We start from the raw sequence: 15798 nt of genomic DNA, 5'->3' as shown, positions 1-15798 counted from the left end.
CGATTCTGTAGGTCCTGCCGGACGGGCCCACTGCGCGTGGCGCGGTCACTTCGTGACTTGTATACCTTATTTACTTTAGTGGAAGCGGTAGGCGGCGCCGATTCCCAAGACCTGCGGGGAAAGACCGTTTGGCGGGAAGCCGAACCATTTTTGAAACTCATACTCTGCGCGCACGTTGATGGAGCGCGTCAGGCGGTAGTCGACTCCGATGCCTGCGGCGGCGATGTTGTAGGCGAGGTTGGCGGCGTTGCCTTGCGGGGGACCGCCGGGGGTGAGGCTCGGGACCTCCGGATAGTTGAAGACGCCGCGGCCGTACATGACCTTGGCGAAGGGTTCTATTCTGTGAAAGTGCAGGACGTAGCGCGGGCCGATCTCGTAGGTGCGTTCGTATATCTGTGTGGTGGGGTCGGGGTCATTGATCTGATGGAACTCGGCTTCGATTCCATAGTGATATTTGAAGTCAAAGCCTACGTATGCGCCTCCGCCTTTGATCTTTTGCGGCACGTAGTCGGAGTTGGCGTAGTTGAACTCGCCGCCCGCCTGAAGGACTCCGGCGCTGGTGGCGGTTGGAAGTGCCTGGGCGTGGAGGTGTGAGGCGGCGAAGCTCACGACGCAGAGCAGGGCAGAGATCTTGATTCCCGGGATGAGATCCTTTGCAAGCTTTGCGAATCTGTTTGAAGTCGATTTGTTACTCATGCGGAGGTCTCTCTTGAAGCTTGCAATTTTTACTGTGGGGACTGGTCGATGTGGTAGTCGACGTTCACAGTGTGCTGGATTCCGTTGCTGTTGGCTGTAACAACTATGGGGTAGGTGCGGTCGAAGTAACCTGCGCCGCAACCGGTGATGGTTCCGATGGCTCCGAGAGAGGACAGGATGAGGAGCGAGTGGATGATGAGGCGTGTGAGTTTGCGGCTGGAACGACGCGAGTAGCGGAGGCCGAGGAGAGGCAGGAGGAAGAGACCAAGCGCGATGTGAGAGAGGCGGCGCGAGCGATCCTGCGGGGAGTCGAGTGAGGCGAGTTTGCGGGTTGCGACGGTGAGGGTGATGTCGGTTGGGCCGGCGAACTGGGCGATGGTTGACGGCGAGAAGGTATAGGTGGCGAGGATGGGGCCGGTCGGGCTGGCGGCGAGATTGATGGTTCCGGGGTAGTATCCGCCGACGGGAGAGACGTGGAAGGTATACAGACGGGTGCTGCCGTAGGTGCCTTCGACGGTCTGGGCGCTGGTGAGGACGATGGTGAAGTCGAGAGGCGCGATGGTGATGGTGTTCGCTCCGGATGCGGCGGAGGCGGTGCTGGAACTGAAGTCGAGGTCTCCGCTGTATACGGCGGTGATGGTGTGGACGCCTACGGAGAGGGACGTGGTGGAGAAGGTGGCGACGCCGCTCGAGAGGGTAGCGGTGTTGAGCGGGTTGCCGTTATCGAAGAAGATTACGGTTCCGGTGGGTGTTCCGGTGGTGGTGGAGGCGACGTTGGCGGTGAAGGTTACGGGCAGGGCGTAGTGGATGGCGGTGGTGCTGAGGCTCAGCGTGGTGAGGGCTGGCGCCTTGGTGATGGAGAGGTTTCCGGCCTGGATGGTCTGGGTGTAGTCGGAGAGGTTGGCTCCGTTGACCGACGGGATGATCGGATACTGACCGGGGTTGGACTGGATCGTCGCGGAGTTGGAGAAGGTCTCTACGAAGGTGTCTCCATCCTGCTGGCCGGTAACGGTGCCAGTGAAGGCTGGGTTCTGCGTGCCGTAGAGGCGGGTGAAGCTGTCGGCTTCGATGGTGAGGCCGGCCTGGGTGACGACGAGGGAGATGGTCTTGGTGGCGGTGGTGTAGTCGGAGGTGTCAGTTGGGGTGAAGGTGACGGACAGGGGCTGGTTGCCGACCATGAGGTTGGTTCCAATTGCCGGGCTATAGACGTAGGTGCCGGGGATCGGGTTGGTGCTGTTGGGTTGATAGACGGCGGCGTTCAGCTGGGTGGTGCTTAGCGGGGTTCCGTACACGATTGATGCCGGCGTGGCCCAGGTGATGATGGGGGTGTACTGGCTGACGGTGAGCTGCGTGGTCCGGGTGGTCGAGGTGTAGTCGGTGGTGTCGGTGGGGGTGAAGGTGACCGAGAGGGTGTCGGTTCCGGCGGGTGGGATGCTGCCGGCTGCCGGAGTGTAGACGAGCTTGCCGGGGACGGAAGAGGTGGCGTCGAGCTGGGCGTTAGAGAGCGCGGTGCCGTAGACGATGAGGGATGGGGTCGGCCATGAGATGACGGGAGTGGCCTGGTTGACGACGATCTGGACGGTCTTGGTGGCCGAGGTGTAGTCGGTGGTGTCGGTTGGGACAAAGGAGACCGAGAGGGTATCGGTTCCGGCGGTGAGGATGGCGCCCGCTGCCGGGGAGTAGGTGAGTACTCCGGGGACCGACGGGGTGGCGTTGAGCTGGGCGTTAGAGAGCGCGGTGCCGTAGGTGATGGGCGCCGGATTTGTCCACGCGATGGTTGGAGTGGCCTGATTGACGATGATCTGAACCGAGGCGGAGGCGGTGGTGTAGTCCGTGGTGTCGGTTGGGGTGAAGGTGACCGAGAGGGTGTCAGTGCCTGCGGTGATGATGCCGCCCGCTGCCGGGGAGTAGGTGAAGGAGCCGGGGACCGAGGCGGTTGCGTTCAGTTGTGTGCTGGAGAGCGCAGTGCCGTAGGTGATGGTTGCAGGGTTGGTCCAGGTGATGGTTGGTGTGGCCTGGTTGACGGTGAGCTGAACCGTCTTGGTGACGGTGGCGTAGTTGGTGGTGTCGCTCGGGGTGAAGGTGACTGAGAGGGTGTCAGTGCCTGCGGTCGGAACGCTGCCAGCTGCTGGAGTGTAGGCGAAGGAGCCGGGGACCGAGGCGGTTGCATCGAGTTGGGTGGCGGAGAGAGCTGTGCCATAGGTGATGCTGACCGGGGCGGCCCAGGTGACGGTTGGAGTGGCCTGGTTTACGGTGAGCGAGATTGTTTTGGTGACGGTGGTGTAGTTGGCGGTGTCGGTTGGGGTGAAGGTGACCGAGAGGGTGTCGGTGCCGGCGGTCAGGACCGTTCCAGCAATCGGGTTGTAGACGAAGGATCCCTGAACGGATGCGGTGGCGTCGAGTTGGGTCGCGGAGAGTGCGGTGCCGTAGGTGATTGCAGCGGGAGTGGCCCAGGTGATGACGGGAGTGGCCTGGGTGACGACGATCTGTACGGTCTTGGTTGCGGTGGTGTAGTTGGAGGAGTCAGTCGGGGTGAATACGACCGAGAGCGTATCGGTGCCGGCGAGGGGTGTGCTGCCAGCGGCAGGCGTGTAGGTGAAGTTACCAGCGACGGGAGTGGAGGCGTCGAGTTGGATGTTGGAGAGAGTTGTGCCGTAGGTGATGCTGGCTGGGTTAGCCCAGGTGATCACCGGAGTGGCTTGTGTGACGACGATCTGTACGGTCTTGGTTGCGGTGGTGTAGTTGGATGAGTCGGTGGGGGTGAAGGTGACCGAGAGAGTGTCGGTGCCGGCGGCTGGTGTGCTGCCAGCGGGGGGAGTGTAGATGAAGGAACCGGGGACGGAGGCGGTTGCGTTGAGTTGGACGGCAGAGAGTGCGGTGCCGTAGGTGATGCTGGCTGGGTTAGTCCAGGTGATGGTGGGGGCGGCCTGGCTGACGGTCAGCGAGACGGTCTTGGTGACGGAGGAGTAGTTGGTGATGTCAGTGGGGGTGAAGGTGACCGAAAGGGTATCGGTTCCTGCCGCAGGAATGTTGCCGATCGCCGGGGTGTAGATGAGATTGCCGGGGACGGAGGCGGTTGCGTTGAGCTGGGTTGCGGAGAGTGCCGTTCCGTAGGTGATGCCGGCGGGATTAGCCCAGGTGATAACGGGGGTTGCCTGGGTGACGACGAGCTGAACGGTCTTTGTCGCCGCGGAGTAGTTGGTGGTGTCGTTCGGAGTGAAGGTAACGGAGAGGGTGTCGGTTCCAGCGGCGGGAATGTTGCCAGCTGCAGGAGTGTAGACAAAGGTTCCAGCGACGGAGGCGGTTGCGTCGAGTTGGGTGGCAGAGAGGGCGGTTCCGTAGGTGATGCTGGCCGGAGTGGCCCAGCTGAGGTTCGAAGACGCCTGAGTGACCACGATCTGAACACTCTTTGTTGCGGTGGTGTAGTTGACGGCGTCGGTTGGGGTAAATGTAACCGAGAGAGTATCAGTTCCGGAAGCAAGGATGTTGCCAGCTGCCGGGGTGTACGTGAAGGTGCCGGCTACCGAGGCGGTTGCGTTTAGCTGTGTAGCGGAGAGAGCAGTGCCGTAGGTGATGCCGGCTGGGTTGGCCCAGGTGATCACCGGTGTGGCCTGGGTGACGACGATCTGGACGGTCTTGGATGCGGAGGAGTAGTTGGCTGTGTCAGTTGGGGTAAATGTAACCGAAAGAGTATCAGTTCCGGAAGCGGGGACGTTTCCGATCGCCGGAGTGTAGACCAGATTGCCGGGGACGGAGGCGGTTGCGTTGAGCTGGGTGGCGGAGAGAGCTGTGCCGTAGGTGATGCTGGCGGGGTTGGTCCAGGTGATGGTCGGGGTGCCCTGGGTGACGGTGAGTGAGACGGTTTTAGTGACGGTGGAGTAGTTGGTGGTATCGGTCGGCGTAAATGTAACCGAAAGGGTGTCAGTTCCTGCAGCGGGGATGTTTCCGGTCGCCGGGGTGTAGACCAGGTTGCCGGGGACCGATGCGGTTGCGTTGAGCTGGGTTGCGGAGAGCGCTGTGCCGTAGGTGATGCCTGCTGGAGTGGCCCAGGTGATGACCGGGGTGGCCTGGGTGACTACGATTTGAACGGTCTTGGAGGCGGTGGAGTAGCTGGTCGTGTCGGTTGGAGTGAAGGTGACCGAGAGGGTGTCGGTTCCTGCAGCGGGGATATTGCCAACTGCCGGGGTATAGACGAAGGTTCCGGGAACCGTAGAGGTTGCGTCGAGTTGGGTCGCAGAGAGGGCGGTTCCGTAAGTGATGCTGGCCGGAGTCGCCCAGCTGAGATTCGAGGAGGCCTGGGTGACTGTGATCTGAACGGTTTTGGTGACGGTGGAGTAGCTGGTGGTGTCGGTTGGGGTGAAGGTGACCGAGAGGGTGTCAGTTCCTGCGGCGGGGATGTTGCCGACGGCGGGCGTGTAAACCAGGTTGCCTGGGACCGATGCGGTTGCGTTGAGCTGGGTTGCCGAGAGCGCGGTTCCGTAGGTGATGCTGGCGGGGTTGGCCCAGGTGATGGTGGGTGTGGCTTGGGTGACGACGATCTGAACGGTCTTGGTGGCGGTGGTGTAGCTGGTGGTGTCGGTTGGGGTGAAGGTGACCGAGAGGGTGTCGGTGCCAGCGGCTGGGATGTTGCCCGCAGCCGGGGTGTAGGTGAAGCTACCGGGGACCGATGCGGTTGCGTTGAGCTGAGTGGCGGAGAGAGCTGTTCCGTAGGTAATGCTTGCTGGGTTGGCCCAGGTGATGGTGGAGGAGGCCGGGTTGACGACGATCTGGACGGTCTTGGTGACGGTGGAGTAGCTGGTCGTGTCGGTTGGGGTGAAGGTGACCGAGAGGGTGTCGGTGCCTGCGGCAGGGATATTGCCGATGGCGGGAGCGTAGGCGAAGGAACCAGCGACGGAGGCGGTGGCGTTGAGCTGGGTTGCGGAGAGTGCGGTGCCGTAAATGATGCTGGCTGGGTTGGCCCAGGTGATGACTGGTGAGGCCTGGGTGACTACGATCTGAACGGTCTTGGTTGCGGTGGAGTAGCTGGTGGTGTCAGTGGGGGTGAAGGTGACCGAGAGGGTGTCGGTACCCGCGGCGGGTACGTTGCCAGCGGCGGGGGTGTAGACGAAGGAACCGGGAACGGTGGAGCTGGCGTCGAGCTGGGTTGCGGAGAGCGCGGTGCCGTAGGTGATGCTGGCAGGAGTTGCCCAGGTAAGGTTGGAGGACGCCTGGGTAACGACGATCTGAACGGTCTTGGTGACGGGGGAGTAGCTGGTGGTGTCGGTGGGAGTGAAGGTGACCGAGAGGGTGTCGGTGCCGGCTGCGGGAATGTTTCCGATCGCCGGGGTGTAGGTGAAGTTGCCGGGGACAGAGGCGGTTGCGTCGAGCTGGGTTGTGGAGAGTGCTGTGCCGTAGGTGATGCCAGCAGGGTTGGCCCACGTAATGACCGGGGTTGCCTGGGTGACGACGAGCTGGACGGTTTTGGTGGCGCCGGTATAGCTGGTGGTGTCAGTGGGGGTGAAGGTGACCGAGAGCGTGTCGGTGCCGACTGCGGGAACTGCGCCTGCAGCCGGGGTGTAGGTGAAGCTACCGGGGACCGAGGCGGTTGCGTTGAGTTGAGTCGCCGAGAGCGCGGTTCCGTAGGTGATGCTGGCGGGGGTTGCCCAGGTGATGGTGGACGCGGCCTGAGTGACGACGATCTGGACGGTTTTGGTTGCGGAGGTGTAGCTGGTGGTGTCGGTTGGGGTGAAGGTGACCGAGAGCGTGTCGGTGCCGACTGCGGGAGTGTTGCCTGCGGCGGGAGTGTAGGTGAAGGAACCAGCGACGGAGGCGGTGGCGTTGAGTTGGGTTGCAGAGAGTGCGGTGCCGTAGATGATGCTGGCTGGGTTGGCCCAGGTGACAACAGGTGTGGCCTGGGTGACGACGATCTGAACCGTCGTGGTTGCGGTGGAGTAGCTGGTGGTGTCGGTGGGGGTGAAGGTAACCGAGAGGGTGTCAGTGCCCACAGCGGGAACAGCGCCTGCGGCTGGGGTGTAGGTGAAGGTGCCGGGGACAGTAGAGGTTGCGTTGAGCTGGGTGGCGGAGAGTGTGGTTCCGTAGACGATGCTGGCGGGAGTTGCCCAGCTGAGGGTGGAGGAAGCCTGGGTGACGACGATCTGGACTGTTTTGGTTGCGGTGGAGTAGCTGGTGGTGTCAGTCGGGGTGAAGGTTACTGAGAGGGTGTCGCTTCCGACGGCGGGAGTGGTGCCCGAGGCTGGGGTATAGGTGAAGGAGCCGGGGACCGAGGCGGTGGCGTTGAGTTGCGTCGCGGAGAGGGTGGTGCCGTAGGTGATGCTGGCTGGGTTCGTCCAGGTGATGGTGGGTGTGGCTTGAGTGACGACGATTTGGACGGTTTTGGTAGCGGTGGAGTAGTTGGTGGTGTCGGTTGGGGTGAAGGTAACTGAGAGGGTGTCGGTGCCGACGGCAGGAGTGGTGCCCGAGGTTGGGGTGTAGGTGAAGGAGCCGGGGACAGAAGCGGTGGCGTTGAGTTGAGTCGCAGAGAGGGCGGTGCCGTAGGTGATGCCGGCGGGGTTGGCCCAGGTGATGGTGGGAGCGCCTTGAGTGACGATGATCTGGACGGTCTTGGTGACGGTGGAGTAGTTGGTAGTGTCAGTCGGGGTGAAGGTGACCGAGAGGGTGTCCGTACCGGCGGCGGGGATGTTTCCGATCGCCGGAGTATAGACCAGGTTGCCGGGGACGGATGCGGTTGCGTTGAGCTGTGTGGCGGAGAGTGCGGTGCCGTAGACGATGCTTGCTGGCGTCGCCCAGGTGATGGTGGGTGTGGCCTGGGTGACGACGATCTGGACTGTCTTGGTAGCGGTGGAGTAGCTGGTGGTGTCGGTGGGGGTGAAGGTGACCGAGAGGGTGTCGGTGCCGGCGGCGGGTACATTGCCAGCGGCCGGGGTGTAGACGAAGGAACCGGGGACGGTGGAGGTGGCGTCGAGCTGAGTTGCGGAGAGCGCGGTGCCGTAGGTGATGCTTGCAGGAGTCGCCCAGCTGAGGGTGGAGGAGGCTTGGGTGACGACGATCTGGACTGTTTTGGTTGCGGTGGAGTAGCTGGCGGTGTCAGTCGGGGTGAAGGTGACGGAGAGGGTGTCGGTGCCTGCGGCGGGTATGTTGCCGATTGCGGGAGTGTAGACGAAGGTGCCGAGGACCGAGGCGGTTGCGTCAAGCTGTGCGGCGGAGAGCGTGGTGCCGTAGGTGATGCTGGCTGGGTTGGCCCAGGTGATGACGGGTGTGGCTTGGGTGACGACGATTTGGACGGTCTTGGTGGCGCTGGAGTAGCTGGTGGTGTCGGTTGGGGTGAAGGTGACTGACAGCGAGTCGGTGCCGACGGCGGGGATGTTGCCAGCGGCGGGTGTGTAGGTGAAGGAGCCGGGGACGGATGCGGTTGCGTTGAGCTGAGTTGCGGAGAGTGCGGTGCCGTAGACGATGCTTGCTGGCGTCGCCCAGGTGATGGTGGGAGTGGCCTGCGTGACGACGATCTGAACGGTCTTGGTTGCGGTGGTGTAGCTGGTGGTGTCAGTCGGGGTGAAGGTGACCGAGAGGGTGTCGGTTCCGACTGCGGGAGTGGTGCCGGAGGCCGGGGTGTAGGTGAAGGAGCCGGGGACGGATGCGGTTGCGTTGAGCTGTGTGGCGGAGAGTGCGGTGCCGTATACGATGCTTGCTGGCGTCGCCCAGGTGATGGTGGGTGTGGCCTGGGTGACGACGAGTTGAACCGTCTTAGTGGCGGTGGAGTAGCTGGTGGTGTCGGTTGGGGTGAAGGTGACCGAGAGGGTGTCGGTGCCGACGGCCGGGATGCTGCCTGCGGCAGGAGTGTAGGTGAAGGATCCGGGGACGGTAGAGGTTGCGTCGAGTTGAGTTGCTGAGAGTGCGGTGCCGTAGGTGATGCTGGCTGGATCAGACCAGCTGAGAGTGGAGGAGGCCTGGGTGACGACGATCTGGACCGTCTTGGTGACGCTGGTGTAGCTGGTGGTGTCAGTGGGAGTGAAGGTGACCGAGAGGGTGTCGGTACCGGCGGCTGGGATGTTGCCAATGGCGGGAGTGTAGACGAGAGTGCCGGGGACCGAGGCGGTGGCGTTGAGTTGCGTGGCGGAAAGGGCTGTGCCGTAGGTGATGCTGGCCGGAGTTGGCCAGGTGATGCTGGGCGTGGCCTGGGTGACGACGATCTGAACGGTCTTGGTTGCGGTGGTGTAGTCGGTCGAGTCAGTCGGGGTGAAGGTGACGGAGAGGGTGTCGGTGCCTACGGCGGGCACAGAGCCTGCAGCGGGGCTGTAGGCGAAGGAGCCCGGGACCGAGGCGGTTGCGTTGAGCTGCGTGGCGGAGAGGGCGGTTCCGTAGACGATGCTGGCTGGGTTCGCCCAGGTGATGGTGGAGGAGGCCGGGTTGACGACGATCTGAACGGTCTTGGTGACGGTGGAGTAGCTGGTGGTATCGGTTGGGGTGAAGGTGACCGATAGGGTGTCGGTGCCAGCGGCAGGGATGTTGCCGACTGTCGGGGTATAGGCGAAGGTGCCGGGGGCCGAAGCGGTTGCGTCGAGTTGAGTTGCGGAGAGGGCGGTGCCGTAGGTTATGGCGGCGGGATTGGCCCAGGTGATGGTTGGCGTGGCCTGGGTGACAACGATCTGGACTGTTTTGGTTGCGGTGGAGTAGCTGGTGGTGTCGGTGGGGGTGAAGGTGACCGAGAGGGTGTCGGTGCCGACGGCGGGGATAGATCCTGCGGCCGGGGTGTAGGCGAAGGAGCCGGGGACGGTGGAGGTTGCGTCGAGCTGCGTGTTGGAGAGGGCGGTTCCGTAGACGATGCTGGCAGGAGTTGCCCAGCTGAGAGTGGAGGAGGCCTGGGTGACGACGATCTGGACGGTCTTGGTGACGCTGGAGTAGCTGGTGGTGTCAGTTGGGGTGAAGGTGACCGAGAGGGTGTCGGTTCCGGCTGCGGGGATGTTGCCGACGGCTGGGGTGTAGACGAGAGTGCCGGGGACGGAGGCGGTTGCATCAAGCTGAGTCGCAGAGAGGGCGGTGCCGTAGGTGATGCTGGCAGGGGTGGCCCAGGTGATGACGGGTGTGGCCTGCGTGACGACGATCTGGACGGTCTTGGTTGCGGAGGAGTAGTCGGTGGTGTCGGTGGGGGTGAAGGTCACCGAAAGCGTGTCCGTGCCTACTGCAGGAGTGGTTCCAGCGGCCGGGGTATATACGAGGTTGCCAGGGACCGAAGCGGTTGCATTCAGCTGTGTCGCGGAGAGAACGGTGCCGTAGACGATGCTGGCCGGGTTCGCCCAGGTGATGGTGGAGGAGGCCTGGTTGACGACGATCTGAACGGTCTTGGTGACGGTGGAGTAGCTGGCGGTGTCGGTCGGGGTAAATGTTACCGAAAGGGTATCAGTTCCTGCGGCGGGGACGTTGCCGATTGCGGGCGTGTAAACCAGGTTGCCTGGGACCGAGGCGGTTGCGTTCAGCTGCGTTGCTGAGAGAGCGGTTCCATAGGTGATGCCGGCTGGAGTGGCCCACGTGATGGTTGGTGTTGCCTGAGTGACGGTGATGTCAACGGTCTTGGTAACGGTGGTGTAGTCGGTAGTGTCGGTGGGGGTGAAGGTGACCGAGAGAGTGTCGGTGCCCGCGGCAGGAGTGGTTCCGGCGGCGGGGGTGTAGGTGAAGGTGCCTCCGACCGAAGCGGTGGCGTTGAGTTGCGTTGCGGAGAGCACGGTGCCGTAGGTGATGCTGGCCGGAGCGTTCCAGGTGATGACGGGTGTGGCCGAGTTGACGACGAGCTGTACGGTTTTGGTGGCGCTGGAGTTGTTGGTGGTGTCGGTGGGGGTGAAGGTGACCGAGAGAGTGTCGGTGCCGGTGGCCGGAGTGGTGCCTGCGGCGGGAGTGTAGACGAGAGTGCCGGGGACAGAAGAAGTCGCGTCGAGCTGAATGGCGGAGAGTGTCGTGCCGTATGTGATGGGTGCCGGGGTGTTCCAGGTGATGCCCGAGGTTGCCGGATTGACGGTGAGTTGAACGGTCTTGGTCACCGTGGTGTAGCTGGCGGTGTCGGTTGGGGTGAAGGTGACTGAGAGGGTATCGGTTCCGGTGGCCGGAGTGGTGCCTGCGGCCGGGGTGTAGACAAAGCTACCGGGGACTGAGGCGGTTGCATCGAGCTGCGTAGCGGAGAGAGTGGTTCCGTAGCTGATCGGCGCCGGGGTCGGCCAGGTGATGGTGGGTGTGGCCTGAGTGACGACGATTTGGACGGTCTTGGTTGCGGTGGTGTAGCTGGTGGTGTCGGTTGGGGTGAAGGTGACCGAGAGTGTGTCGGTTCCGGCAGCCGGGGTGGTTCCAGCCGCGGGGGTATACACGAAGGTGCCTGCGACGGGCGATGAAGCGTTCAGTTGCGTGCTGGAGAGGGTTGAGCCGTAGGTGATGCTGGCTGGGGTCGGCCAGGTGATGGTGGGTGTTGCCTGGGTGACGACGATCTGAACTGTCTTGGTTGCGGTGGTGTAGCTGGTGGTGTCGGTGGGTGTGAAGGTTACGGAGAGCGTGTCCGTACCAACAGCGGGGACATTACCGACTGCAGGGGTGTAGACGAAGGTACCGGCGACGGAAGAGGTCGCGTCGAGCTGAGTGGCTGAGAGTGCCGTCCCGTAGGTGATGCTCGCTGGAGTAGCCCAGGTGATGGTCGGAGCGGCCTGGGTTACTGTGAGCTGCACGGTGGCGGTTGCGGTGGAGTAGTTGGTGGCGTCGGTTGGGGTGAAGGTGACGGACAGGGTGTCGGTTCCGGCTGCGGGGATGTTGCCGACGGCTGGGGTGTAGACGAGAGTGCCGGGGACGGAGGCGGTCGCGTCGAGCTGGGTGGCGGAGAGTGCGGTGCCGTAGATGATGCTGGCCGGAGTAGCCCAGGTAATGACTGGGCCAGCCTGGGTGACTACGATCTGGACGGTCTTGGTGGCGCTGGAGTAGTTGGTGGTGTCGATGGGGGTGAAAGTGACTGAGAGGGTGTCGGTGCCCGCTGCGGGGATATTGCCGACTGCCGGGGTGTAGGCGAACGAACCAACGACGGATGCGGTGGCGTTGAGCTGGGTCGCGGAGAGCGCTGTTCCGTAGGTGATGCTGGCTGGGTTCGCCCAGGTGATGACGGGCGCGCCCTGAGTGACGGTCAACGAGACCGTTTTCGTGACGCTGGAGTAGTTGGTGGTGTCGGTTGGGGTAAATGTAACCGAAAGAGTATCAGTTCCCGCGGCGGGGATGGTGCCAGCTGCGGGCGTGTAAGCGAAGGAGCCTGGGACCGAGGCGGTGGCGTTGAGTTGGGTCGCGGAGAGAGCGGTGCCGTAGACGATGCTCGCTGGGTTAGCCCAGGTGATGATCGGTGCGGCCTGGGTGACGACGAGTTGAACGGTCTTGGTTGCCGTGGTGTGGCTGGTTGTGTCGGTTGGGGTGAAGGTGACCGAGAGGGTGTCGGTACCGGCGGCGGGAATGCTGCCTGTCGCTGGGGCGTAGACGAAGCTTCCGGGAACGGTGGAGGTTGCGTCGAGTTGCGTGGTGGAGAGGGCGGTTCCATAGACAATGCTGGCGGGAGTGGCCCAGCTCAGGGTGGAGGACGCTGCGCTGACGACGATCTGAACGGTCTTGGTGGCGGTGGTGTAGCTGGTGGTATCGGTGGGGGTGAAGGTGACGGAGAGAGTGTCGGTTCCTGCGGCGGGGATACTGCCGGATGCAGGAGTGTAGGTGAAGCTGCCTGGGACGGAGGCGGTTGCGTTGAGCTGGGTTGCGGAGAGAGCGGTGCCGTAGGTGATGCTGGCTGGGTTCGCCCAGGTGATGACCGGTGAGGCCTGGGTGACGACGATCTGGACGGTCTTGGTAGCGGTGGTGTAGCTGGCGGTGTCGGTCGGGGTGAAGGTAACGGAGAGGGTGTCGGTACCGACGGCCGGGATAGAGCCAGCGGCCGGGGTGTAGGCAAAGCTGCCTGGGACGGAGGCCGTTGCGTTGAGCTGCGTGGCGGAGAGTGCGGTTCCGTAAACGATGCTGGCTGGGTTCGCCCAGGTGATGGTGGAGGAGGCCGGGTTGACGACGATCTGAACGGTCTTGGTGGCGGTGGTGTAGCTGGTGGTGTCGGTTGGGGTGAAGGTGGCCGAGAGGGTATCGGTTCCGGCGGCGGGCACGTTGCCTACTGCAGGGGAGTAGGTAAAGGTGCCTGGGACCGAGGCGGTTGCGTCGAGTTGCGTATTGGAGAGGGGAGTGCCGTAGGTGATGGCAGTTGGATTAGCCCAGGTGATGGTTGGCGTGGCCTGGGTGACGACGAGCTGAACGGTTTTGGTTGCGGTGGAGTAGCTGGTGGTGTCGGTTGGGGTGAAGGTGACCGAGAGGGTGTCGGTGCCGACGGCGGGAATGTTGCCTGCGGCGGGAGTGTAAGTGAAGGAGCCTGGCACCGAGGCGGTTGCGTTGAGTTGGGTGGTGGAGAGTGCGGTGCCGTAGGTGATGCTGGCGGGGTTGGCCCAGGTGATTGTGGATGTGGCTTGGGTGACGACTATCTGGACGGTCTTGGTGGCGGTGGTGTAGCCGGTGGTGTCGGTGGGGGTAAATGTAACTGAGAGGGTATCAGTTCCTGCGGCGGGAACGTTGCCGATGGCGGGAGTGTAGACGAAGGTGCCGGGGACTGATGCGGTTGCGTTCAGTTGCGTTGCGGAGAGTGCGGTTCCATAGGTGATGCTGGCGGGGGTGGCCCATGTGATGGTCGGCGTGGCCTGGGTGACGACGATCTGAACGGTCTTGGTGGCGCTCGAGTAGCTGGTGGTGTCAGTTGGAGTGAAGGTGACGGAGAGGGTGTCGGTGCCTACGGCGGGAATACTTCCAGCAGCTGGAGTGTAGGTTAAGGTGCCGGGGACCGATGCGGTGGCGTCTAGCTGCGTTGCGGAGAGAGCGGTGCCGTAGACGATACTGGCTGGGTTGACCCAGGTGATGCTGGACGAGGCTTGGGTGACGACGATCTGAACGGTCTTGGTTGCGGTGGTGTAGCTGGCGGTGTCGGTGGGGGTGAAGGTTACGGAGAGGGTGTCGGTGCCGACGGCGGGAACGTTGCCGATGGCCGGGGTGTAAGTGAAGGTGCCGGGGACCGATGCGGTTGCGTTGAGCTGGGTTGCGGAGAGTGCGGTGCCGTAAATGATGCTGGCTGGGTTGGCCCAGGTGATGACTGGTGAGGCCTGGGTGACTACGATCTGAACGGTCTTTGTTGCGGTGGAGTAGCTAGTGGTGTCGGTCGGGGTGAAGGTGACCGAGAGAGAGTCTGTGCCGACCGCAGGGATAGATCCTGCGGCGGGGGTGTAGGTGAAGGTTCCGGGGACAGTGGAGGTGGCGTCGAGTTGGGTGTTCGAGAGGGCGGTTCCGTAGACGATACTCGCCGGTGTTGCCCAGCTGAGAGTGGATGAAGCCTGACTGACAACGATCTGAACGGTCTTGGTGACACTGGAATAGTTGGTGGTGTCGGTTGGAGTGAAGGTGACCGAGAGGGTGTCGGTTCCTGCGGCGGGGATGTTGCCGATGGCCGGGGTGTAGACCAAGTTGCCCGTGACTGAGGCGGTTGCGTTCAGCTGGGTTGCCGAGAGGGCAGTGCCGTATGTGATGCTGGCGGGGTTGGCCCAGGTGATGACCGGGGTTGCCTGGGTGACGACGATCTGTACCGTTTTGGTGGCGCTGGTGTAGTTGGTGGTGTCGGTTGGGGTGAAGGTGACCGAGAGGCTATCGGTTCCGGCTGCAGGGGTGGTGCCGGCCGCGGGAGTGTAGACGAAACTACCGGGGACAGAAGTAGTTGCGTTGAGCTGCGTGTTGGAGAGGGTTGTGCCGTAGACGATGCTGGCGGGATTCGACCAGGTGATGGTTGAGCCAACCTGAGTGACCGTAATCTGCACGGTTTTGGTGGCGGTGGAGTAGTTGGTGGTGTCGGTTGGGGTGAAGGTGACCGAGAGGGTGTCGATGCCTGCGTTGGGAATGGAACCCGCGGCGGGGGTATAGACGAAAGAGCCGGCAACGGAGGCGGTGGCATCGAGTTGGATGGCGGAGAGTGCTGTTCCGTAGGTGATGCTGGCTGGGTTGGCCCAGGTGATGACAGGTGAAGCCTGGGTGACGACGATCTGGACGGTCTTGGTGGCGGTGGTGTAGTTGGTGGTGTCGGTGGGGGTGAAGGTGACGGAGAGTGTGTCGGTTCCTGCTGCTGGAGTGGTGCCGGCGACCGGAGTGTAGACGAGATTGCCGGGGACCGAGGCAGACGCGTTGAGCTGCGTGTTGGAAAGGACCGTGCCGTAGGTAATGGCTGCGGGTGTGGCCCACGTGATGACGGGCGCGGCCTGGGAGACGACGAGCTGAACGGTTTTGGTGACGGAGGAGTAGTTGGCGGTGTCAGTTGGGGTGAAGGTGACGGAGAGGGTGTCGGTACCTGCTGCTGGGGTGGTGCCGGCTGCCGGAGTGTAGACGAGATTGCCGGGGACCGAGGCAGACGCGTTGAGCTGCGTGTTGGAGAGGACTGTTCCGTAGGTGATGCTCGCCGGCGTCGGCCAGGTAATGGTCGGAGCGGCCTGGGTTACGGTGAGTGAGACGGTCTGGGTAGCGGTGGTGTAGTCGGTTGTATCGGTGGGGGTGAAGGTGACCGAGAGGGTATCGGTGCCGGCGGCTGGGATCGCGCCGATGGCGGGGGTGTAGGTAAACGTACCTGCGACCGAGGCCGTGGCATCGAGTTGAGTGTTGGAGAGTGCGGTGCCGTAGACGATGCTTGCGGGTGTGGGCCAGGTGATGACGGGTGTGGCCTTATTGACGACAAGCTGTACGGTCTTGGTGGCGCTGGAATAGTTGGCGGTGTCAGTTGGGGTGAAGGTGACCGACAGAGTGTCGGTACCGACCGCCGGGATTGTGCCCGCGGCTGGCGTATAAGTCAGGGTGCCGGGTACGGAGGAGCTCGCATCCAGCTGGGTGTTCGAAAGCGCCGTGCCGAAGGTGATCGGGGCTGGAGTGTTCCAGGTGATGACGGGGGCTGCCTGATTGACGACGATCTGGACGGTCTTGGTGGCGGTGGTGTAGTTGGTGGTGTCGGTGGGGGTGAAGGTGACGGAGAGGGTGTCGGTGCCA

The 15798-nt window shown here is 63.1% G+C and carries 2 protein-coding genes; both read right to left on the bottom strand.

The window, feature by feature from the left end; all coding sequences use genetic code 11:
* Nucleotides 1-75: 75 nt before the first annotated feature.
* Nucleotides 76-696 carry an outer membrane beta-barrel protein gene (locus tag HDF12_RS00010; protein WP_179580187.1) on the bottom strand — a complete coding sequence of 207 codons (621 nt, stop codon included), beginning with the start codon at nt 694-696 and terminating at the stop codon, nt 76-78.
* A 29-nt stretch (nt 697-725) separates the two neighbouring features.
* On the bottom strand, nt 726-15798 hold a 15073-nt coding region (locus HDF12_RS00005), incomplete at its 5' end, for an Ig-like domain repeat protein (RefSeq protein ID WP_179580186.1).

Origin of the sequence: Tunturiibacter gelidiferens (genome assembly GCF_013410115.1) — a bacterium.
In the GTDB taxonomy this organism is placed as follows: domain Bacteria; phylum Acidobacteriota; class Terriglobia; order Terriglobales; family Acidobacteriaceae; genus Edaphobacter; species Edaphobacter gelidiferens.
Note: the sequence above shows the minus strand (reverse complement) of the source record. Positions and strands in the feature narration are given on the sequence as shown.